The sequence below is a fragment of the Streptomyces purpureus genome, from assembly GCF_014648195.1.
GTDB classification, from domain to species: Bacteria; Actinomycetota; Actinomycetes; order Streptomycetales; family Streptomycetaceae; genus Streptomyces; species Streptomyces purpureus.
This window is the reverse complement of sequence record NZ_BMQQ01000042.1, coordinates 3,311-23,275: the sequence shown is the minus strand read 5'-3', so window position 1 is coordinate 23,275 and position 19,965 is coordinate 3,311. Positions and strand designations below refer to the sequence as shown.

Genomic DNA, 19,965 nt, shown 5'->3' with positions numbered 1-19,965 from the left:
CACTTGCCGTTCCTCCCGTACCAGGCGCAGCTCGTGGAACCCGAGGATCACCCCCGGGCGGGAGAGCCGCTTGCCGGTCATCAACTGCCGCAGAGGCGTTTGAGGGTGGTGTAGGCGCACTGGACGAAGCGTCCGCCGAGGCGGGGGCCGGTGTTGGCCAGGGCGGCCAGGGCGGTGCCGGTGCGGGGGGCGAAGCCGGCGAAGACCGTGAAGCCGCGGGTGGCGCCGGAGTGGAAGAGGAGGGTGTGGCCGTCGACGTGGCGCAGGTTCCAGGCCAGGCACAGGTGGTCGCGGGAGCGGGGGGCGCGCAGGCGGGGCTTTTGTACGGCGAGCAGGGCGTGGGTGAGGGGGGTGGTGTGGGGGTGGAGGAGGGCGTGGAGGTAGGTGAGGAGGTCTTCGGCGGTGGTGCGCAGGGCGCCTGCCGCGGGCAGGGCGGGCAGGGCGAAGGGGGGCAGGGGTCTGCCTGCGCGGTGGCCGGTGGCCTGGCCGGTGGGCGGGGGGCCGCAGTGGGTGGCGGTGAGGCCGAGGGGGCGGCAGACGGTCTCGGTGAGCAGGGCGGGGTAGGGGGTTGCGGTGGCGTGGGCCAGGGTGTGGCCCAGTAGCGCCATGCCGTAGTTGGAGTAGGTCAGGCGGGTGCCTGGGCGGTGGCGTACGCGGGTGCGGGGCAGGCAGCGGTGGAATTCCTCTTCGCTGTAGGCGGCGTAGGGGTTGGTGAAGTAGGCCGGCAGGGCGCGGGTGAGCAGGCCGGGGGGCAGGCGGGGCAGGCCGGAGGTGTGGGTGGCCAGGTGCAGCAGGGTGATCGCGGCGCCGCCCGGCGTGCGCGGGCGGTGGTGGCGGGGCAGGTGGGCGTCGATGGGGTCGTGCAGGTTGACGCGGCCCTGTGCGGCGAGTTGGGCCAGGAGGAGCGCGGTGAAGGTTTTGGTGACGGAGCCGATCTCGTAGGCGGTTGCGGGTGTGGTGGGGCGTGCGCCGGCGGCGGGGGTGCCGTGGCACCACACGTGGCGTTGGCCGCCGTGGAGGACGGCGAGGGTGACGGCGGTCGCGCCTGGGGCCGCCTGTGTCAGGCGGGTCAGGTCGGCGGTTGTCATGCCGGAACGGGCGTGTGGCTGGTGCCGAGCATGCGGGCGAGGGTGACGGTGCCGGCGATGACGGCGACGACGGCGGTGTGCTCGTTGTCCTTGAAGGCCCGGTGGGGGTCGTCTGCGACGGGTTCACGGTCGCGGGGCGTGAGGCCGTCGGGATGTTGCGCCGCGGCCAGGTGCCGCCAGGGCTCCGCGCCGCAGGCGGGCTCGCCCATGCAGGCGTCCACGATCAGCAGTTCCCCGACGAGGTCCCATGCGCCGACTTCCAGCCAGACGTCGACCCACACGGGCAGCCAGGTGCTGAGGTAAGCGGCCATGTGCGGGGGCAGGCCGTGGGGGCGGGCGCCCCAGTCGGTGAGGTGGAAGACGGTGTGGGTGATGTCGTAGACGGTGCTCCACTCCAGCGCCCACGGCTCGGGGGTGACGCCCAGCCAGGTGGCGGCGGCCAGCTGCCGCCAGTCGGGTTCGCGGCCGGCACCGATGATGCGGCGGGCGTTGGCCACGGCCAGCCGGCGGTTGGGAACGATCTCCACGGCGTCCGGGGCGCGCAGGCCGGCGTAGGCGGTGAGCAGGTCCTCCAGCGGCTGGTGGCGGTATCCGGCGCGGGCGAAGTGGGCGTAGAGCTCCAGCGGGTCGGTGAGTGTCAGGTGGCGCAGCTGCCGCTCGTAGAGCAGGTCGCCCTCGTGCAGCCGGTGCCAGCAGGAGTCGATCAGTTCGTGTGCGAGGCGGGTGTCGTGGGCTCCGGCGACGCCGTCGCGCAGGACCAGGGAGGCGGCCAGGGCGGCTTCGCCCAGTGGCTTGTAGGCGTTGTCGGGGTCGGTGAGGTCGATGGTGGCGTCGGCGCCGAGCCGGCCGTGGCCTTCGCTGTGGCTGGTGTGCAGCCAGTTGAGGGCCTGGGAGGACCAGCGCTGGACCGTGCTCAAGTCCAGGTGCTCCGGGGCGGGGCCGGCGGTGAGGTCTTCGGTGTCGCTCATCGGTCGTTCGTTCCCAGGAGGCGTTCGGCTACGGTCAGGTCGAGGACGGTACGGGCACTGCCGGCACCGACCTGCCTGAGGCGGGTGATCAGCGGCGGGACCTCCAGGGGGACCGGTACGCGGGCCTGGTGCAGCCACGCCAGCCAGCGCACCAGGCGTGCCGCGGTCCGGTGGTCGCGGCGCAGCATGGCCCGTACAGTCCCCCGGGCCAGCGGTACGGGCTGGGAGCGGGCGCGGTCGTGCAGGGGGCTGTCGAGGGTGGGCAGTGCCAGCGGGGCGAGCCGGGCCATCGCCAGGGACCAGTCCCGCCAGCCGGTGGCGGAGGGCAACCGGTCCGGGAGCTGGGGTGGTTGGGCCGGCCCGGTGCGGGAGGCGAGCTCTGCGGTGGCCCAGTCGTGCCAGGCCACGACCACGTCGCCGTCACCGGCCTGGGGGAAGACGCGGTGCGCCTGGGCGACCGCGGTCGCCGCGTCCTGTCCCTGGCCCTGGCCCGAACCGGCGGACGTGCCGAAGGTCTGGGCGGCGAACATGTCCGGGCCCATGATCCGTACGGCGGCCAGATCCGCTGTGGTCAGGGGCTGCAAGGAGTCGCACACGCTCTCGCCACCCCGCAGGGCGGCGAGAGCGAGGCCCGCCATCCGCTCCACGGCGTTGCCGTACTTGGCCCGCAGTGTCGCATCGGTTACTGACATGCCTGGTGAACCTTCTCCCGACGGGGTGAGCAGCGGCGGACGGCGGCGATGAGCGGGGGTGTCAGCGGCCCGTCTCCTTGGGCTCCTTCGGGCTTAGGAGGATGAGGATGAGACTGGCGGCGGGCGGGCAGTGCTGCGGGGCGTCGCTGACCGGCGCCTCACCCTCGGTCAGCAGGGCGGTGAGGGCGGTCTCTTCTGTCTGCGACGCAACCGGCGCGAGCACAGGCACAAGTGCGGTAGGCATCAGGGATCTCCTTGTGGGGGTTGGGCGCCATCAGCAGGCAGCGCCATTACACAGAGTAGACCTGCTGCGACTGTGCGCGATCAAGCGCGACAGGCTTACCGCTCGCTCGGCTACGAAGCGGGGCGCGCAGGCGGCGGCCTCTGTCTCTCCCGGGGGGCGCCTTGGTGTCGTGGCACCCACTCCCCCACCCCGGTCGAACGAGGCGAAGGCGCCCCGTTCCAGTCCCTCGTCTGCACACTCGGCCTCTTGATCCCCATCGGCGGTCTGGGTCGGCGCACGGGCCGGTATGGGTCCAACGACAGCCTCCGCCGTCATCGCGGGCGTCACCCGCACCCTGCACAGAAACCAGCCGCGGCAGGTGAGTTCCACGCGTGGGTTCACCCGTTGTCGGCAGGCCTGTTCCTCGCCACCCCGGAACTCAGGTTCGCACGCATCTCTTGCGGGTCAGGCACGCGCCGCGGCCCTGCCCTGCTCTGCCTGTCCTGCAGGAGGTGTGCCGGCGGGGGGCCGCGGCACGGGTGGCTCGGGGCGCCTGCTTCTGGGCGACGGTGTTGAACTTGCTTCCTTCGCCCGCGTACAGGGTGGTCGTCTGCCGGGTGAGGGGGGCCGTCTGCCGGGTGAGGGGGGCCGTCGTCGTGCCGGTCAAGCGGTAGACGGACGTGCCGTTGGGGCCGTAGGCGATCAGGTCGGGGCGGCCGTCGCCGGTGGCGTCGCCGGCGCCGACGAGGTGGGTGAAGCCGCTCCAGCCGGTGCCGATCTTGACGCGGGAGGTGAAGGTGCCCGTGCCGGTGCCCTGGTAGAGCCACAGGACGCCGGCGGTGTCGCGGGCGACGAGGTCGCCGGCCGGGGTGCCGACGAGGTTCCCCGCGGCCTCGATCTGGCTGTAGACCTGCCAGCCGGTACCGATCTTCGTCCGCTTGGCGGTGGTGATCTGGCTGCCCGAGGGCCAGTCGAAGAGGTCGTCCCGCCACAGGGCACCGGAGGCGTCCCGGGCCAGGACGTCCGTGGAGCCGTTGTCGTTGCAGTCGTGCGGGTTGGCCTGGCGCGAGACGCGGTCCTCGCCCTCTTCGCGCACGACCGCCTGGGCATCGACACCTACGGCTTCGGCCTGCTCCTCACAGCGGAGGCTGCCGGAGGCCTGCTCGGTGCAGGCATCGCCTCCTACCTTGGCCGCCGGCTCGGCACCGCGCTGACCTGCACTGCCGCCGTCGAAGGGCTTGCCATTCTGGGCCTGGCCGCTGCCCCGAACCCGTACGTGGCGGGGCTGGCGCTCGCCGTCTGCGGGGCCGGCATGGGCGCCACGATGGTGCTCGGGCCATCCCTTCGGCAGGCGATCGTCCCCGCCCACTTGATGGGCCGGGTCGCCTCCACCTCCCGCATGCTGGCCATGTGCGCCGCCCCCATCGGGGCCTTCCTCGGCGGCTGGCTGGCCACCACCTACGACATCCGCACCCCGCTCTACGCCGCCGCCGTCCTCCTCCTGGCGATGACGGCCGTCACGGCATCCATGACCAGCAACCGCCGGGTCGAAGCGGCGCTGCGTGCCGCCGCCCCGGCCGGCGGTCCAGATCACCCGGTATCCAAGGATCCCGCCGAGAGTGCACCCGACGTGTTGTGACGCCTGCCGCGAAGGCGTCACAACGATGTCACGAGGCTCAAGCAGTTCGATTTCGGGGCTCACCCAGGTGACTTCCCAAGTGGTGAACATCTGCTGTCGGTTCTCGGTTCTCGTGAACTAAGCCATGTACGCGTTGTGCGAGGCAGGCGGTGCGCTTGGTTCCGGGACGACCGCTCATGGGGGCGAGAGAGGCTGGGAACTGGTGGAGAGCGCGATATAGGCCAGTCCGTCGTAGGCGTCGGCCGGGGTGAGGGGACGGTGCTGGAACCGGTAGGTCCAGCGCGGCACCATGGCGCCGAACCCGCGCGTGAGGTGGCGCTCGTGGAGCCACCGCTGTACGGCCGGCGGCGCGCCGGCCGCGCTGCGGAGATCCACGACGTGGTCGCCGGGGTTGGCCGCGGCCAGCTGGGCCTCCACCGAGGCGGCGCGGGCAGGGCCTGTCCGGTTGACGGCGACGCCTCCGGCGCGGGGCCGTGCCCACGGGCCCGGCCATCTGCGGCGGGCGCGGAAGGAGCCTTGGCCGAAGAGCAGACCGAGTGCGTAGTAGGCATCGCCGTGCCGCTTTCGCAGGTGGTGCCCCATGGCCGGTCCGGCTCCGCTGTGACGGCTGGTGGTGATGTGGCCGTTGTGAGCCCACAGGGCGATGCGCGCGGACGGATCGGTGAGGAGTTCATCGACCGCGTCGGCCATGTACCGGTCGCGGGCTGCCGAGGCGGTCTGCGCGGCCTCCGGGTGCCGTGGCGAGCGGGTCGCCAGGTCGGCGGCGCGGGTGAGGATCCGGGCGTGCCGCAGCACGCCGGTGCCGGCTTCGGGGATGTCGTGGAGGAATCTGCGCAGCGCCTCGGCGTGGTGGAGCAGGCGCTGTTGGGGGTCGGGGTGTGATCCCGGGTAGGCGTCGGCGAGCACGCGCAGCGGGGAAAGGAGTTCGGCCGCGTGCTCGGGTGCCGCGCGGCGCAGTACGGCGTCGAGCGCCGTGAGGGAGGGGCCGCACTTTTGGGGATCGATGCCTGCGAAGCGCACCTGGTGGGCTTCGGGGCGGCCTCGGTTGTAGGCCCGCATCCACTCGATCATCGCCAGCACCTCATGGGTGCGCCAGGTCCAAAACCCGAGCCCGGTCAGGGCTTTGGCGGCGTTGCCGACGCCATGGCGGACGTAGGCGTCGACAGCGGGTGCTGCCGACGCGCTTGCTTCCATGGCGAGAGCGCAGAAGCCCAGCTCTGTCACCAGGAACTCCAGCAGACGGTGCTTGAGACGGAAGAACTCGCGTGTTCCGTGGGTGGCCTCCCCCATGCCGATGATCCGCACGCCGTCGAGAACGCTCTTCAGCGGCTGAAGGTCGGTGGTGCGGCTCCCTGCGGTCACGGTGCTGAGTTGTACGGCGTTCCGGGCCAGCCAGTTCGTCACCGTGTGGGGCGCGGTCCCGCGTGGTGTGGGCGTCATGCCCGTTGAGGCTACCCCTGGGGGGTGACAGCGCCTGTAGCAGCAGGCCGGGGCCGGCCGGGCTTACGGGAGCGTTTCGAGGCGTTCAGCCCGCAGGTACGGCTCCGCCTCCTCACCAGCACTTCTCCCTTACCAAAAGGTGGGTACCAGACAAAATTGTAGGTACTTGCCGACGCATCGGTGTCGCTCGCAGCATGGAGAAGGCATCGCACCGAGCCTCAACTCGCCGTGCGGTGCCGTGTTTTGGCCCTTTCCGGGGCCGGGCCCGTCACCATCAGGCAAGGAGCGACATATGAACAGGCACCACCGGCACCACCGCATTCCCGTGACCGTCGTCGGGCTGGGCTCCATGGGCAGCGCGCTGGCCGAGGCATTCATCGAGGCAGGGCACCCGACCACCGTCTGGAACCGGACTTCGTCGAAGGCGGCGCCGCTCGTGGCCAGGGGTGCGGTCGCCGCGGGTATGGTCGACGAGGCGGTTGCTGCCAGTGGGCTGGTCGTTGCCTGCCTGACCACGTACGAGAGCACCATCGAGGCCCTGGAACCGGCCGCCGCCGCACTGAAGGGGCGGGCCCTGGTGACCCTCAACAGCGGTTCACCGGCCGGGGCCCGTCAGATGGCCGCATGGGCGCGGGGGCACGGCGCACGCTACCTCGCCGGGGCCGTCAAGAACGTACCGTCCGCGGTGGGCGCCGATGACACCCTGCTGTACTACAGCGGCGAGCGCGGCGTCTTCGAGGAGTTCGCACCGACGCTGCGGGTGCTGGGCGGCGACACCGTCCACCTCGGCGCCGACGCGGACCTCGCCGCGCTGTACGAGATGGCGGTGGGCGGCACCCTGCTGCCCGCGCTCGTCGGCTTCTTCCAGGGAGCGGCAGCTCTGCAGGCCCGTGGCCTCACGGCCGCCTCGATGGTTCCGTTCACCGTCAAGTGGTTCGAGATGATCAACTCGATACTGCCGGTGTTCGCCGAGGAGATCGACCGCGGCGACTACAGCAAGCCCGCGTCCTCGGTGAACGTGTTCCTGGCCGGCGCCGCCGCTGACGAGGAACTGGGCAGGGAAGCGAACCTCGACACGCGGTGGCACGAGCCCTTCCACGACCTGCTCAGGCGAGCGGCCGAAGCGGGCCACGGCGAGCACAGCATCGCGGCCCTGACGGAAGTCCTCAAGAAGCCCGGGCACCCGGGGCAGAGCGCATGACTGAACCGGGGCCGGCGTGCGCCGCCGCCGGTGTGGCCTTCCGAGGCAGGAACGCTTCCGGGATCTCGTCACACAGCTGAGCGACGCCGACGAAGGCCGGGCCGTCGTTTCAGGCCTCCTTGGGAGCGCCGCCACCCCCGCCGGGGCCGCCGGCCCCCACAGCCCCCACCCCGCCACGTCCGTCACCTGCCGCGGCGAAGGCGTCGACCCCGACGCTCTCGTCCGCCACCGGACCGAGATCACGATCAACGCCCCGCTGTCCACCGTCTGGAAGCTGCAGACCGACGTGGAGCGCTGGCCGTCCTGGCAGAGCCCGGTCGAGACCGTGGAACGCCTCGACCACGGCCGCTTCCGCACCGGTTCGGCGTTCCGGTGGACGATGCCGATACCGCCCAACCCCTCAACTCCCGCAACCGACCTGGAAATCACCTCCACCGTCCGGCAGCTCAAGCACCACGCGTGCATCCGCTGGACCGGCCCGGCGATCGGCGAAGGACTGCGCATCGACGGTGTTCACGTGTGGAGCTTCATCAAGGTCAAGGGCGGCGTGCGCGTGCGTACGGAGGAAACCCACACCGGCCCCCAGGTCGAAGCCGATGTCCCCACCGCGACCGAGCTTCTGCGGGAGGGGCTTGAGGCGTGGTTGCGCGAGCTGAAGTCCGCCGCCGAGGCTCGCGCCCACAACCGGCCGCGCTGAGCCGGCCGGGCCGGTTCACCGACGCCTCGTACGTCAGCTTGCTCCCCGGGCGGATGCCCCCGCCGGTCCAAGATCGATTGTCAGTGGTGGGTGAGAGGATCGAAGCATCAAGTCGGCAAGGAAAAAAGGGGGAACCGCCATGCCCGGAATCCAGAACTACATCAATCACGTTGCTCTTGTGCTCGATGCCAGTTCGTCCATGTCGAACCTGAGCCGCAAGGTCGTCGAAGTCGCCGACCAGCAGATCGCCTATCTGGCCCGCCGGTCGAAGGAACTGGACCAGGAAACCCGCGTCACGGTGTATGTCTTCGCGGACAAGGTGCAGTGCGTCATTTACGACAAGGACGTGCTGCGCATGCCGTCCCTGAAGCAGCTCTACCGGGTCGGCGGAATGACGGCGCTGCTGGCGGCCACGCTCACATCGCAGCGGGAGCTGGCGCAGACCGCTCAACTCTACGGCGACCACAGCTTCCTGACGTTCGTCCTGACCGACGGGCAGGAGAACGCAAGCCACCGCTGCCCCGATGCCCCCGCCCGGGATCAGCGTGAACTGGTGCGGGCCGTCGCCGAGATGATCGAGACGCAGGACGACAACTGGACGCTGGCCGTGCTGGTGCCGGACCAGATGGGCAAGCGCGAGGCCATGCAGTACGGCTTCCCGAAGGACAACATCGCCATATGGGACGCCACGAGCACCCAAGGCCTGGAGGAGGCCGGGCAGGTCATTCAGGAGGCCACCGAGAAATTCATGGTGGGCCGCACCAAGGGCATCCGGGGATCGCGGGCGGTGTTCTCCACGGGCGCGGATGCGGTCAACCAGGAAACCATCAAGGCGGCCGGTCTCACCCCGGTGGATCCCTCGCGGTATCAGCTGATCGGGGTGGACCGCGACACGGCGATCAAGGCTTGGGTCATCGAATGCGGCCACGAATACCGTACCGGTGGCGCGTTCTATCAGCTGAGCAAGTCGGAGAAGGTCCAGGCACGGAAACAGATCGCGGTGCTGGAGAAGAAGACCGACCGGGTGTACGCGGGTCCGGAGGCCAGGGCGCTGCTCGGCCTGCCGGACGTGGAAGTCCGCGTCAAGCCGGACCACAACGACGACTTCACGATCTTCGTGCAGAGCACCAGCGTGAACCGGAAGCTGCTGCCCAACACGCGGCTGCTGCTGATGAACTGACGCCGCCTTGGAACCCTCCGCCAGGGACGCCGTAAGGACGGGAAGGCACCGCGCGGCCGCACCCCGGTCGGCCCCGGTGCCGGCCGGAGAAGTTGAGCCCGGCGAGAGCCCTAGGATGGGAACATGTATTCGGTTCAGCGTGTGGTCGCTTCCGGGGAGCGGCCGCCCCTCACTCCTGCCCTCAGCGGCGACGAACTGGCCCGCTGGTACTGGACGCTGGCGGAGCTGACCGGCCTCGCCCGGCAGCTCGGCGTACCGCGCGGTGGCGGCAAGGCGCAGCTCACCGAGCGCCTGCGGGCCGTGCTGGACGGGAAGCCGCTGCCCGCGGTCACGGCCGCGGGCCGCCGGAGCCCGGCCGCCCGGCAGCTCAGCGCACCGGTGGACGGCACCACGGTGATCCCCGAAGGGCAGCGGTGCAGCCAGGTCCTGCGGGAGTTCTTCCACCGGGCGATCGGCCCCGGCTTCCACTTCGACGCCGCCATGCGCGGCTACATCGCAAAGAACCCGGGCCGCACCCTGCACGAGGCGGTCGCCCACTGGCACGCCACCCGCGCCGCCGGGGCGCGGCCGCAGGAGATCGGCGCGCAGTTCGAGTTCAACCGCTTCCTGCGCGCCTGGCACACCGCCCATCCGGCCGGCACCAGGCAGGAGGCCCTGGCGGCCTGGCAGGCCAACCGTGCCGCCCCACGCCCCCTCCCCCACCCCTGCTCAGGGCGCTGACCTCGGTCAGCGTGACGGGCCCGCGGCCCGCGCCGCCGGGTGCGCCGCGGTGAGGGTGCAGACGCCGTCCGCGCACCGGCGCTCCAGGCGGCCGCGGGAGATGGTCTGCGCCAGGCCGACCATCCAGCAGGTGGGGCAGCCGCGGAAGGCGATCACGGCCAGCGGGGCCGCCAGCAGGGCGGCCGGGCCGGCGACGGGCACCAGGGCGATCGAGCCGACGATCAGCCCGAAGCCGATGGCGCCGCGCGCCAGATGGCGCGGGAGGGACGTACTGGCGAAGTTCGCCGCGGGCGCCGCGGGCTCTGCGGGCTCTGCGGGCTCTGCGGCGGCCCGGGTCATCGCGCCCTGCGCGGGTTTCATCGCGTTCACGGTGTTCATGGTCGTGTGTCTCCTGCGACGAGAGGGTCGGCGGGTGCGGTCAGTGAGTCGCGCAGGGCTGCGCGCGCTCTGTGCAGCCGTGACTTCATCGCGGCGTTGCTCAGACCGAGCGCGTCGGCGACGGTCCTGCCGGGCAGGCCCTGTACGTCCCGCATGATCAGGACCTGGCGCTGGTCGAGGGGAAGGGCACCGACCGCGGCCGCGATCCGCTCCGCCTCCAGGCGGTGCAGCACCGCGTCCTCGGCGGACGGTTGCGCGAACTCCCCTGCCCCCGCCTCCGGTTCGGCCGGCGCCTCGTTCCCGCGCGAAAGGAGGAGCCGTACCTGCCGGAGGCATTCGTTGCGCACGATCCGGAACATCCATGAGGCGAGCGCGCCGGTGGCCCGCAGGGTGCCGATCTTCCGGTAGAGGGTGATCAGCGCCTCCTGCGCCGCGTCCTCGGCGTCCTGCGGCGAGGCGCACAGCGACAGGGCGAACTTGCGTACATGGGGCTGCGATTCCATGACGACGGTGGTGAGGGATGTGACGTCGCCGTCCTGGGCGGCCTTGATCAGCCGCTCGTCCGGCCAGGGGAAGCGTGGGTTCATCTGCTCCTCGTTTCCGGAAGGTGCCCGCGCGGGCGCGGGCAGGTGCTGGTCAGCCGCGGCTCTTGTAGCGCCGCATCAGGTGCCAGCTGCACGCGCCCACGAGCAGGGCTGCGACGACTACGAGGCTGGTGACCCACATCGGTGCTTCCTCCCGGTTCCGCCGGCCCGTTCGGCCGGTACACGGACAAGAGGCGGGCAGGCCCGGAAAGGATTCACCTCCGGCCGAAGAAACTTCCCCGGACGCGGGCGGCGACGGCGCTCACCGCGTCCCGATGTCGTACGCGGTGCCTTCGGCGACGGCCTGGAGTTTGTCGGGGTTGGCCACGTTGTGGATGGCGGTGATACGGCCCTCGGCGTCGAAGTCGAAGGTGACGGTGGCGATCACGCGTCCCGGCCCGCTGAAGACCATGCCGGGCCCGCCGTTGATCTCGACGAGTTCGGCCTTCATGTCGGCGGGTTCGATGCCCTGGTAGGTGACGGTGCCGATCGCCGCGAACCAGGCGGCCACCGTGGACGCGCCGACCACCGGGCGCAGGGCCTGGCGGACCTTGCCGCCGCCGTCGGTCCACAAGGTGACGTCCGGGGAGAGCAGTTCCATCAGGGCGTTGACGTCTCCGCCGGTCGCGGCGGCGAAGAACTGTTCGGTGGCCTGGCGCTGCCGCGACCGGTCGGCGGCGAAGCGGGGCCGCCGGGCCCGCACGTGCTCGCGGGCTCGGTGGGCGGCCTGCCGCACCGCGGCTTCGGAGCGTTCCACCGCCTCGGCGATCTCGGCGTGGCTGAAGCCGAAGACCTCCTTCAGCACGAACACCGCGCGTTCCAGCGGGCTGAGGGTCTCCATCACCACCAGCATGGCCATCGACACCGACTCGGCGTCCGTGACGGTCTCGGAGGCGTCGGGGCCGGTGAGAATGGGCTCCGGCAGCCACGGCCCCACGTACGTCTCGCGTTTGTGCCGGGCGGAACGCAGCCGTTCCAGCGCCAGGTTGGAGACGATGCGCGTCAGGTACGCCTTGGGGTCGGCCACCTGTGAGCGGTCGGCGGCGGACCACTTGATCCAGGCGTCCTGGACCGCGTCCTCGGCGTCGGCCGCGCTGCCGAGGAGGCGGTAGGCCACGGAGAACAGCAGCCTGCGGTGCTCGTGGAAGACCTGCTGGTCGGGGTCGGCGGGCAGGCCGGTCACTTGGTTCCCTTCAGCCGGGTGAAGCGGCCCCCGCGGGGCCAGAACGCGCCCGAGGCGGGCATCTTCTTCATACGGCCGTACGTCGGCCAGGGCGAGGCGGTCACCGTCTCCTTGTACCGGACGGCCGTCCGGCCTGTCAGGCAGATCCGGCGCGGGGTGTCGTCGGGGCGCGTGAACTGCACCACCGCGTCACCGCGTCCCAGGCTCACCGGTGTGTGGTAGTAGCCGAAACGGAACGGCTTGGGCTGCTTGCCGCGCAGCGCCCGGTCGATCGACAGCGCGGCGTGCACGCCGGTGGGCATGCCTCCCTGGCAGGTGCCGTGCATGACGCCGTACCCCTGGCGGATGGCGGCCGCGTCGCCGATCGCGTACACGTCGGGGTGCGAGACCGAGCGCAGCGTGGCGTCGGTGACGATGCGTCCGCGGTCATCGACGCTCAGCCCGGCTGCGGCCGCCAGCGGCGAGGTCCGCGTGCCGCTGGTCCACAGGACCGCGTCGGCGGCGATGCTCTCCCCGCCCGCCAGCTCCACCGTGTCGGGCAGCACCTTCACCACCTCTGCGCGGTTACGCACCTGAACGCCCAGCCGGTCGAGCGCGGCGTGCAGATACGCCTTGGCCTTCGGGTTCATGGTCGCCCCGGGCTCCTGCCGGCCCAGCAGCACCACGCTCAGGCGGGGGTGCCGCTCGGCGATCTCCGCGGCCGACTCGATGCCGGTCAGGCCGCTGCCGGCGACCACGACCGTTCCGCCGGCGAGCCGCTCCAGCCGGCCGGCCAGCAGCTCGGCGTCCTGGGCGCTGCTCAGGGTGTACGCGTGGTCCTCGGCGCCCGGCACCGCCGAGGTGTCGGCGACGCCGCCCAGGCCGTACACCAGGGTGTCGTAGGGCAGGACCCGGTCGTCGTCGATCCGTACGGTCTTCGCCTCGGCGTCCACCGCCGTCACCCAGCCGCGCACGAACCGCGTGCCCGTGCCTTCCAGCAGCTGGGGGATGCTCAGCTCGGCGGTCTGCTGCCCGGTCGCCGTCATGTGCAGGCGCAGGCGCTCGGTGAACCGCTCCTGCGCGTTCACCAGGGTCACGTCCACCCCGTCGCGCCCCTTCACCCGGGCCGCGAGCTGGATGGCCGCGGCCATGCCCGCGTATCCCGCCCCCAGGATCACCACGCGGTGCGCGGTCGCCGTGCCGGTGGTCGTGCCGGTCTTCTGCTGTGCGTTCATCGTTCCGTCCTCCTCGGCTCGCTTGCTGACACCCACCAGATGGGAGCAGGCGGCCTGGACGTGACATGGGGCGGATGTGATGCGCGCCACAGGAGAGAGCGGCGGGGAGGGCAGGGCAGATTCGGGACGCGGGCGTCTCAGTCGAGGCGGCGACGGTCCTCCTCGGTCCACTTGGTGGTGTCCCGGGGTTCGACGTAGGGCTCCTCGTCCTCCGGGTGGCCGCCCGCGATGGCGCGCTGGCGGACCAGCTCGGCGTCGAATTCCAGGCCCAGGAGGATGGCGAGGTTGGTGATCCACAGCCACACCAGGAAGATGATCACCGCGGCGAGGGTGCCGTACGTCTTGTTGTACGAGGCGAAGTTCGCCACGTAGAGCGCGAAGCCGGCCGAGGCGATCATCCAGATCACCAGGGCCAGGACACTTCCCGGTGTGACCCACCTGAAGCCGCGGCCCCTGGCGTTGGGCGCGGCCCAGTACAGGATCGCGATCATGAGTGTGACGAGCAGGACCAGGACCGGCCACTTCGCGATCGACCACACCGTCATCGCCGTGTCACCGAGACCGAGGGCGGAGCCGGTCTGACGGGCCAGGCCGCCGGTGAAGACCACGATCAGGGCGCTGACGACGGCAAGGATCATCAGTGTGACCGTCAGGCCCAGCCGCAGCGGCAGCAGTTTCCACACCGGACGTCCTTCCGGCATGTCGTAGACGGCGTTGGAGGCGCGGATGAACGCGGCGACGTAGCCGGAGGCGGACCAGATCGCGACGGCGAGGCCGGCGACGGCGAGGAGGGAGCCGATGCCGGCGTTGTTCTGGAGCTGCTGGACCGCGCCTGTCACCACGTCGCGGGCCGGGCCCGGGGTCAGCTTCTGGAGGTTGTCCAGCACCTGCCGGGTCGCCGACTCGCCGGCGACCCCCAGGAGGGAGACCAGTACCAGCAGGGCGGGGAAGAGAGCCAGGACGCCGTAGTGGGTCAGTCCCGCGGCCCGGTCGGCCAGCTCGTCGTCCTTGAACTCCTTCAGGGTGCCGCGCAGCACGGCCATCCATGACCGTTTGGGCAGCTCCGAGAGCTGGTCGGGCGCCCGTTCCCGCACCTGCTCGTCCGGGCCCGCGTGGTCGTCCCGGCCGGAGGCAAGGGGCTCGCGGTCACCGGGCTGTGGTTTCGGTGTGCGTGTCACAGGGGGCGGGTCTCCCCTCACGGCCGTCTCATGCGCCGACCGCCGGGCCGGCCGCCCTGGGGTATCGGTGGCTTCGGGGCGTAGTCGCGGAGGTGCCTTGGGGGGTGCGTGAGGGCGAGAGCGCGGCGACGTAAAATGATCATGAACACTCTCGGGGTGTTCATGACCCATGCACGTCCGCCCGTCAGGGCATTTCAAGGGGGAGAAACCTTGAAGCACACCATGCTGCGCCGCGCCGCCGTGGCCATAGCCACCGCGTCGTTCCTCGCCGGAGGCATGACCGTGGCCGCCCCGGCCTCGGCCGCCGGCGGCAACTACAGCTGCACCAACTGGAAGTCGAAGGTCAACAAGTGGACGGCGAGCTGCACCGTCCGCAGCGGTCAGGCCCGTGCGGTGACCGACTGCAGCAACGGCAAGACCGTCTACGGCAAGTGGGTCGGCCGTGGCACGTGGGCGTTCGGCGGCGACTGCGGCCGGTACTTCATCGTCGCCCAGGACACCCAGGGCCGTAACTGACACCAGGCCCTGGTCCTCGGGCACGGGCCCGCGCGCGCGAGTCCCCCGCTCCCCGTACGACGGTGGAGCGGGGGACTCGTCGCTGTGCACGGCCGGCCCCGGCCGGCCCATGGCTCAGATCGCGCGCAGGGCCCCGGGGCGGCGGTGGGTGAGCTGGTCCAGCGCTGCCGAGGTTTCGGCGTCGGCCGGGAGGTAGGCGATGAGCTGCTGGTCGTCGTCGGCCGGCAGGTCGAGGGTCTCGTACGTCAGGCGCAGTTCACCGGTGTGCGGGTGGACCAGCCGCAGGATTCCCGTCGGCTTCGGCAGGCCCGTCAGGGTGGCGAGCCGTCCGGTGAACTCGGCCCCGCAGGAGAGGGTCAGTTCCTCCATCAGGGCCGCGACATGGGCCTGGGACTGTCCCGAGCCCTGTTTGAGGGCTGCGACCAGTTCGTCGGCGACGCGGTTCCAGTCGGGGTAGGCGGTACGGGCCCGGGGGTCGGTGAAGGCGAAGCGGGCGAGGCTGGGCCGGGTGCCGTCCAGGAGGCCGATCGGCTCGGCCAGGCGCCGGTAGCTGTCGGTGCAGGCCAGGATCTCGCCCAGCCGGTTGACCACCAGCGCGGGTGTCGGCTCCAGCCGGTCGAGCAGCGCGTGCACGGTGGGCCGCACGTGCCTGTTCGGGCCGGCCTCGCCCGTACAGCTGAAGCCGGGGGTGGCGCCCTTGGACAGGCGGTGGAGGTGGACGCGTTCGGCGGTGGTGAGCCGTAGCGCGTCCGCCAGGGCGGTCAGCACCTGCGGCGAGGGCCGGCGGTCGCGTCCCTGCTCGAGCCTGGTGACGTATTCGACGCTGACGCCGGCGAGCGTGGCCAGTTCGGAGCGCCGCAGGCCGGGGGTGCGGCGGCGCGGGCCGGCGGGCAGCCCCACCTCGGCCGGTGTGACGGCCTCGCGCCGCAGGCGCAGGAAGAGTCCCAACTCGTTGTCGCTCACCTGCCCGAACGTAACACCCGCCGCAGAGGCGGATCGTGGCCCTGCCACTACCACTCTCCGCGCGGCCTCCCTGCGGGCGTGCGTGGCTGACAGGTTGGGATGCACGGCCCCCCGAGCGGGGGCCGCCGGTCCGTCACCGTTTTCGAGGAGTACCACCATGTCCAGTGAGCGACTGAATCTCGCCGTGATCGTCGGCAGTGTCCGGGAAGGGCGTTTCGGGCCTGTGGTGGCGAACTGGTTCGCCGCGCAGGCCGAGCGGCACGGTGAGTTCGCGGTCGACGTGATCGACCTGGCGGATGTCGACCTCCCGCTCGAACTGCCTGCCGTGCCGCCCGCGATGGAGCCGGAGTTGGCGCGTCCTTCGGGGATGGGCGAGCTGACCCGGCGGCTGAAGGCGGCCGACGCGGTCGTGGTCGTGACGCCCGACTACAACCGCAGCTTCCCGGCCTCGCTGAAGGCCGCCATCGACTGGCACTACACGGAGTGGCAGGCCAAGCCGGTCGGCTTCGTCGGCTACAGCGGGGCCAGCGGCGGCCTGCTGGCGATCGAGCAGCTGCGGCAGGTCTTCAACGAGCTGCACGCCCACACCGTCCGGGACTACGTCTCCTTCCCCCGCTACTACCTTCTCTTCTCCCCCGACGGCACGCTGCTGCAGCCGGAGGAGCCCGAAGGCGCGGCCAAGGTCATGCTCGACCAGCTGGTGTGGTGGGGGTCCGTGCTGCGTGACGCGCGCCGGGACCGTCCGTACGGGGCGGGCCGGTAGGCCCCGCTTTTCGAGGCGGGGGGCGAAGCCGGGGAGGCAGGTTGTGTCCTCGTGACCGGGGACCGTGGTCGACGTTCAGGGCAGGGCTAGCGGAGCGGTCCTTGTTCGTCGATGAACACGGTGGGCGTGGACAGGAACACATCGGCCTTCACCGGGCCGTAGGCGATGTTGAACGTATCCAGCCAGTACGACCAGCCCCGGATCCCCATGGCGCTGCTGAAGCGGTAGTTGAGCTGCCAGCGCACCCACTGGCCGGGGGCGAGTCGCACCGCCGGGGGCCGTCGCGGCCGGGGCGGCAGGGCGAACAAGGGCTGGACCCGGGGAAAGACCCTCAGTCGTCCGTCGGCTTCCCGGAGCTGGACATCGACCGTGCCGCGGTCTTCCTGGGTGTCGTAGGGCGCGAAGCCGTCACGCTCGCGCAGGCGGATCACGTGTGCGGAGGCGGGGGTCTCGGCGGGCGGAAGAACGAAGCCGACCGGGGCCGCGTTCCTGCGCGAGGCGGCCTGCCCTCCCCGGGACTCCTTCGTCCACGACGTCCGTATCCACTGGACGGTGATCTCCACGGCGTACTCCCCCGGAGTTGTCGAGGGACTCAACCCTAGACACCGACCGCGACTGGGCGGACCCGGCCACCTTCGAGGCGGAACCGGACTCGCAGCCCGCCGGCGGCTGGATCTGGCACCAGCCCGAGCGGACCGGCGAGCGGGGCCTGCCGGCCCGCTTTCCCGCCGTGCTGGTGGGCCGCGCCAAGGCCTGGTCCTTCGAGCAGCCTCTCGGCCCCGAGGCCAAAGCGGTTTACGTCACCGAGCAGCGTGAGGCGGTGCTGCGGGCGCTGGCGGCCTACGCCCCGCGGACCATGGCGGTCTTCGACGTCGACCTCGGGCACACCGATCCCCAGCTGGTCATCCCCTACGGGTGCCTGGTCCGGGTCGACGGGCCGGCACGGCGCATCACCGTGACGTACTGACCCCCGGGGCCAGAACGGCCGCGGCAGGTCCGTCCGCGGTCGGCTAGGCGGGGCGGAGGGCCACCGCCACCGTCGTCACGTACGGCTCGTCCAGCTCCCCGCCGGGGAAGTGCCGCGCCAGGTGCCGGCGCTCGGCCGCGAGGAAGGCCGAGGCCTCGTGTTCGCCGAGCAGGATGAGGGCTGAATGCGTGGCGAGCTTGGCGAGGTGGCCGTCGATGGAGATGCGGCGTGACCAGCGCAGCGTGCGGGTTCGCCAGGGCAGTGCGGCCGGGGTGTCCACGTTGGAGATGTAGCAGCCGGGGCCCAGGCGCTTGTCGATCCGTGCTTCCTGTTCGGCCACCCAGCGCACGGAGGGGTCCGGGTCGTTCCACCACAACGCCAGGGCGCCTTCGGGGCGCAGGGCCCGCAGGGCGGAGGGGAGGGCCTGTGCGGGGTCCGCCCAGTGCCAGGACTGGGCGTAGGTGACGAGGTCGAGCGAGCCGGCGGCCAGCGGCAGCCGGTTGCCGTCGCCGCGCACGAGCGGGACTCCGGGCAGGTCGCGCCGGAACTGCGCCGCCATCCCGGCGCCGGGCTCCACGCCCACCACGCGGGCCCCGCGCTCGCGCAGGGCGCGGGCGGCGATTCCGGTGCCGGTGCCGACGTCGGCGACCCTGGCTCCGGCCAGTGGCTGCCCGCTGAAGGCCTCCACGGTGGCGAAGACCGCCGCGGGGTAGTGCGGCCGGTGCGCGGCGTACGCGCGCGCGGCGAGGTCGAAGGCGAGAGCCCGTGCGGGGGCGGGGATGCCGTACGCCATGGCCCGAACTATGGCGCACGCCCGGGCCGCGGGACAGGGCGCGTGGCCGGGCCGCCCGCTCCCGCGCGGGCGGATTCTTCTCACGGCGCCCACGCACTGAGACATATGTGTCCGATGAACGGATCTATGTCTCTGAATAACGGTCCGGTTTCGATAGCTGGGCTTTTCGAAGATTACTGATGGTTATGTGATCTACATCACTAAAGGTTCCGTAAAGACCGTGGTAGAACTGCGCAACTCCGCAGGTGGCACCACCCCTCGCCGCCGCGTGGAGCCGCCGGCACGCACCGGCCGCACGACCAGGGTGATCACGTTCCGAGTCCGCGGGACACGTTCGCCCAGGGTCGCCGATCGGACAACGGCGTTCGCTCTAAGACCGCACATCAACCGCCGGCACTCCTCCCGTGCCACGGTCCTGCGCCATCGAGGTAGCCACAGTGTCACTCGACTCCATCACCACGTCCGTCGACGAAGCCGTCAGCGGTTTCTTCGAACCCATAGCCAAATGGCTGGGCGAGGTCGTCTTCTACTCCGTTCCCGTCGGGGGTACGGAGCTTCCCCTCATCGTGGCCTGGCTCGTCGTCGCCGGTCTGGTCTTCACCGGCTGGTTCGGCTTCGTGCAGCTGCGCAAGTTCAAGCTCGCCGTGAACGTGGTGCGGGGCAAGTACGACGAGAAGGGGTCGACCGGCGAGGTCAACCACTTCCAGGCGCTGACCGCCGCCGTCTCCGGCACGGTGGGTCTGGGCAACATCGCCGGTGTGGCGGTCGCCGTCTCCATCGGTGGCCCCGGCGCCACGTTCTGGATGATCCTGTGCGGCCTGCTGGGCATGGCCACCAAGTTCGTCGAGGTCACCCTCGGTGTGAAGTACCGCGAGGTGCACGCCGACGGCACCGTCTCCGGCGGCCCCATGCACTACCTGCCCAAGGGCCTGGCCGAGCGCTTCGGCAAGAACGGCAAGACCCTCGGCAAGGTCCTGGCGATCCTGGCCTCGGTCTTCGTGCTGTTCTTCGGTCTCTTCGGCGGCAACCTCTTCCAGGTCAACCAGTCCTACGCGCAGCTGGTCTCCGTCACCGGCGGCGAGGACGGCCTGATGGGCTCCTCCGCCGGCGCGGTCTTCTTCGGCATCCTCATCGCCGCGCTCGTCGGCATCGTGCTGCTCGGCGGCATCCGCTCCATCGCCAACGTCACCAGCAAGCTCGTGCCCGCCATGGCCGGCATCTACATCGCGGCCTGCCTGGTCGTGATCCTGGTGCACGTCACCGCCGTCCCGGCCGCGATCGCCACGATCATCGAGGGCGCGTTCAACCCGCAGGGTGTCGTCGGCGGTGTCCTCGGCGCGCTGATCATCGGCTTCAAGCGGGCCGCGTTCTCCAACGAGGCCGGCCTCGGCTCCGCGCCGATCGCCCACTCCGCGGTCAAGACCAAGCACCCCGCCAGCGAGGGCCTGGTCGCCCTGCTGGAGCCGTTCATCGACACGGTCGTCATCTGCACGATGACCGCGCTGACCATCGTCATCGCCAACCCGGCCAGCTACGTCGAGGTCCGTAAGGGCGGAGACTCCATCGGCGGTGTCACCA

At 71.3% G+C, this 19,965-nt stretch carries 21 protein-coding genes and 3 pseudogenes; 9 read left to right on the top strand and 15 right to left on the bottom strand.

Translation table 11 applies throughout. The features are described from left to right. Positions 1–80: 80 nt before the first annotated feature. From IEZ01_RS32090 to IEZ01_RS32070, 5 genes are all read right to left on the bottom strand, one after another. Positions 81–1,088: a serine hydrolase domain-containing protein gene (locus tag IEZ01_RS32090; RefSeq protein WP_019891842.1), complete on the bottom strand. Its 1,008-nt coding sequence runs from the start codon at positions 1,086–1,088 to the stop codon at positions 81–83. Next, positions 1,085–2,056: a DUF6895 family protein gene (locus IEZ01_RS32085; protein WP_019891841.1), complete on the bottom strand. Its 972-nt coding sequence runs from the start codon at positions 2,054–2,056 to the stop codon at positions 1,085–1,087. Before IEZ01_RS32085 ends, IEZ01_RS32090 begins: the two co-directional genes overlap by 4 nt. Continuing rightward, a complete protein-coding gene (locus tag IEZ01_RS32080) occupies positions 2,053–2,748 on the bottom strand; it encodes a hypothetical protein (RefSeq protein WP_019891840.1) in 696 nt (231 codons plus the stop codon). Before IEZ01_RS32080 ends, IEZ01_RS32085 begins: the two co-directional genes overlap by 4 nt. A 61-nt stretch (positions 2,749–2,809) precedes the next feature. Beyond that, complete coding sequence (locus IEZ01_RS32075) at positions 2,810–2,992, bottom strand: hypothetical protein (protein WP_063828514.1); 183 nt, start codon at positions 2,990–2,992, stop codon at positions 2,810–2,812. Positions 2,993–3,410: 418 nt separating this feature from the next. Then, on the bottom strand, positions 3,411–4,067 hold the full coding sequence (locus tag IEZ01_RS32070; RefSeq protein ID WP_229833320.1) for an FG-GAP repeat domain-containing protein: 657 nt from the start codon (positions 4,065–4,067) through the stop codon (positions 3,411–3,413). Here IEZ01_RS32070 and IEZ01_RS32065 point away from each other — a divergent pair. Next, a pseudogene (locus IEZ01_RS32065) lies at positions 4,032–4,610 on the top strand (MFS transporter); the annotation flags it as partial. The gene IEZ01_RS32070 and the pseudogene IEZ01_RS32065 overlap by 36 nt on opposite strands. A 174-nt stretch (positions 4,611–4,784) precedes the next feature. On the opposite strand, the gene IEZ01_RS32060 reads toward IEZ01_RS32065, so the two are convergent. Further along, a complete protein-coding gene (locus IEZ01_RS32060; protein ID WP_229833319.1) occupies positions 4,785–6,050 on the bottom strand; it encodes an erythromycin esterase family protein in 1,266 nt (421 codons plus the stop codon). Positions 6,051–6,342: 292 nt separating this feature from the next. Here IEZ01_RS32060 and IEZ01_RS32055 point away from each other — a divergent pair, with 292 nt between their 5' ends. The 3 genes from IEZ01_RS32055 to IEZ01_RS35380 all read left to right on the top strand — a co-directional run bounded on the left by IEZ01_RS32055 (position 6,343) and on the right by IEZ01_RS35380 (position 9,128). Beyond that, the gene (locus IEZ01_RS32055; RefSeq protein WP_189205233.1) at positions 6,343–7,251 is read left to right on the top strand and encodes an NAD(P)-dependent oxidoreductase; all 909 of its coding nucleotides are present in this window, start codon (positions 6,343–6,345) and stop codon (positions 7,249–7,251) included. Between the two features lie 76 nt (positions 7,252–7,327). After that, entirely contained in the window at positions 7,328–7,948 is a 621-nt protein-coding gene (locus tag IEZ01_RS32050) for an SRPBCC family protein (protein WP_189205253.1), read from the top strand. Between the two features lie 139 nt (positions 7,949–8,087). Then, positions 8,088–9,128: a vWA domain-containing protein gene (locus IEZ01_RS35380; RefSeq protein ID WP_229833318.1), complete on the top strand. Its 1,041-nt coding sequence runs from the start codon at positions 8,088–8,090 to the stop codon at positions 9,126–9,128. On the opposite strand, the pseudogene IEZ01_RS36280 reads toward IEZ01_RS35380, so the two are convergent. Continuing rightward, positions 9,106–9,177, bottom strand: a pseudogene (locus tag IEZ01_RS36280) (hypothetical protein); the annotation flags it as partial. The gene IEZ01_RS35380 and the pseudogene IEZ01_RS36280 sit on opposite strands and share 23 nt — an antisense overlap. A 74-nt stretch (positions 9,178–9,251) precedes the next feature. On the opposite strand from IEZ01_RS36280, the gene IEZ01_RS32040 reads away from it, so the two are divergent. Continuing rightward, the gene (locus tag IEZ01_RS32040; RefSeq protein WP_189205228.1) at positions 9,252–9,848 is read left to right on the top strand and encodes a DUF6434 domain-containing protein; all 597 of its coding nucleotides are present in this window, start codon (positions 9,252–9,254) and stop codon (positions 9,846–9,848) included. Between the two features lie 6 nt (positions 9,849–9,854). Here the strand turns inward: IEZ01_RS32040 and IEZ01_RS32035 are convergent, their stop codons facing one another. From IEZ01_RS32035 to IEZ01_RS32015, 5 genes are all read right to left on the bottom strand, one after another. Next, positions 9,855–10,226: a hypothetical protein gene (locus tag IEZ01_RS32035; protein ID WP_373287699.1), complete on the bottom strand. Its 372-nt coding sequence runs from the start codon at positions 10,224–10,226 to the stop codon at positions 9,855–9,857. After that, positions 10,223–10,813, bottom strand: coding sequence for an RNA polymerase sigma factor (locus IEZ01_RS32030; protein WP_189205226.1), 591 nt, complete (start codon positions 10,811–10,813; stop codon positions 10,223–10,225). Before IEZ01_RS32030 ends, IEZ01_RS32035 begins: the two co-directional genes overlap by 4 nt. A gap of 259 nt (positions 10,814–11,072) precedes the next feature. Beyond that, positions 11,073–11,993, bottom strand: a complete 921-nt coding sequence (locus IEZ01_RS32025) for an RNA polymerase sigma-70 factor (RefSeq protein WP_019891827.1) — start codon at positions 11,991–11,993, stop codon at positions 11,073–11,075. Next, the gene (locus tag IEZ01_RS32020) at positions 11,990–13,207 is read right to left on the bottom strand and encodes an NAD(P)/FAD-dependent oxidoreductase (RefSeq protein WP_019891826.1); all 1,218 of its coding nucleotides are present in this window, start codon (positions 13,205–13,207) and stop codon (positions 11,990–11,992) included. The genes IEZ01_RS32025 and IEZ01_RS32020 overlap by 4 nt, the downstream gene beginning before the upstream one ends. A gap of 137 nt (positions 13,208–13,344) precedes the next feature. Continuing rightward, positions 13,345–14,385, bottom strand: a complete 1,041-nt coding sequence (locus IEZ01_RS32015; protein WP_189205224.1) for a YihY/virulence factor BrkB family protein — start codon at positions 14,383–14,385, stop codon at positions 13,345–13,347. 210 nt (positions 14,386–14,595) lie between these two features. Between IEZ01_RS32015 and IEZ01_RS32010 the strand changes: the two genes are divergently transcribed. Next, positions 14,596–14,901, top strand: a complete 306-nt coding sequence (locus tag IEZ01_RS32010) for a hypothetical protein (RefSeq protein WP_229833317.1) — start codon at positions 14,596–14,598, stop codon at positions 14,899–14,901. 114 nt (positions 14,902–15,015) lie between these two features. Here the strand turns inward: IEZ01_RS32010 and IEZ01_RS32005 are convergent, their stop codons facing one another. Continuing rightward, positions 15,016–15,864, bottom strand: coding sequence for a helix-turn-helix transcriptional regulator (locus IEZ01_RS32005; RefSeq protein ID WP_189205222.1), 849 nt, complete (start codon positions 15,862–15,864; stop codon positions 15,016–15,018). Positions 15,865–16,021: 157 nt separating this feature from the next. On the opposite strand from IEZ01_RS32005, the gene IEZ01_RS32000 reads away from it, so the two are divergent. Beyond that, positions 16,022–16,627 (top strand): NADPH-dependent FMN reductase, encoded by a 606-nt coding sequence (locus IEZ01_RS32000; protein ID WP_019891822.1) that lies wholly within the window; start codon positions 16,022–16,024, stop codon positions 16,625–16,627. 86 nt (positions 16,628–16,713) lie between these two features. Here the strand turns inward: IEZ01_RS32000 and IEZ01_RS31995 are convergent, their stop codons facing one another. Beyond that, complete coding sequence (locus tag IEZ01_RS31995; RefSeq protein ID WP_189205220.1) at positions 16,714–17,190, bottom strand: hypothetical protein; 477 nt, start codon at positions 17,188–17,190, stop codon at positions 16,714–16,716. A gap of 38 nt (positions 17,191–17,228) precedes the next feature. On the opposite strand from IEZ01_RS31995, the pseudogene IEZ01_RS31990 reads away from it, so the two are divergent. Continuing rightward, positions 17,229–17,594 (top strand): annotated as a pseudogene (locus IEZ01_RS31990) (LD-carboxypeptidase); the annotation flags it as partial. Between the two features lie 43 nt (positions 17,595–17,637). Here IEZ01_RS31990 and IEZ01_RS31985 read toward each other — a convergent pair. After that, positions 17,638–18,387 (bottom strand): class I SAM-dependent methyltransferase, encoded by a 750-nt coding sequence (locus IEZ01_RS31985; protein ID WP_019891818.1) that lies wholly within the window; start codon positions 18,385–18,387, stop codon positions 17,638–17,640. Between the two features lie 437 nt (positions 18,388–18,824). On the opposite strand from IEZ01_RS31985, the gene IEZ01_RS31980 reads away from it, so the two are divergent. Further along, positions 18,825–19,965, top strand: a 1,141-nt coding sequence (locus IEZ01_RS31980) for an alanine/glycine:cation symporter family protein (protein WP_189205217.1), incomplete at its 3' end; no start/stop codon positions are given.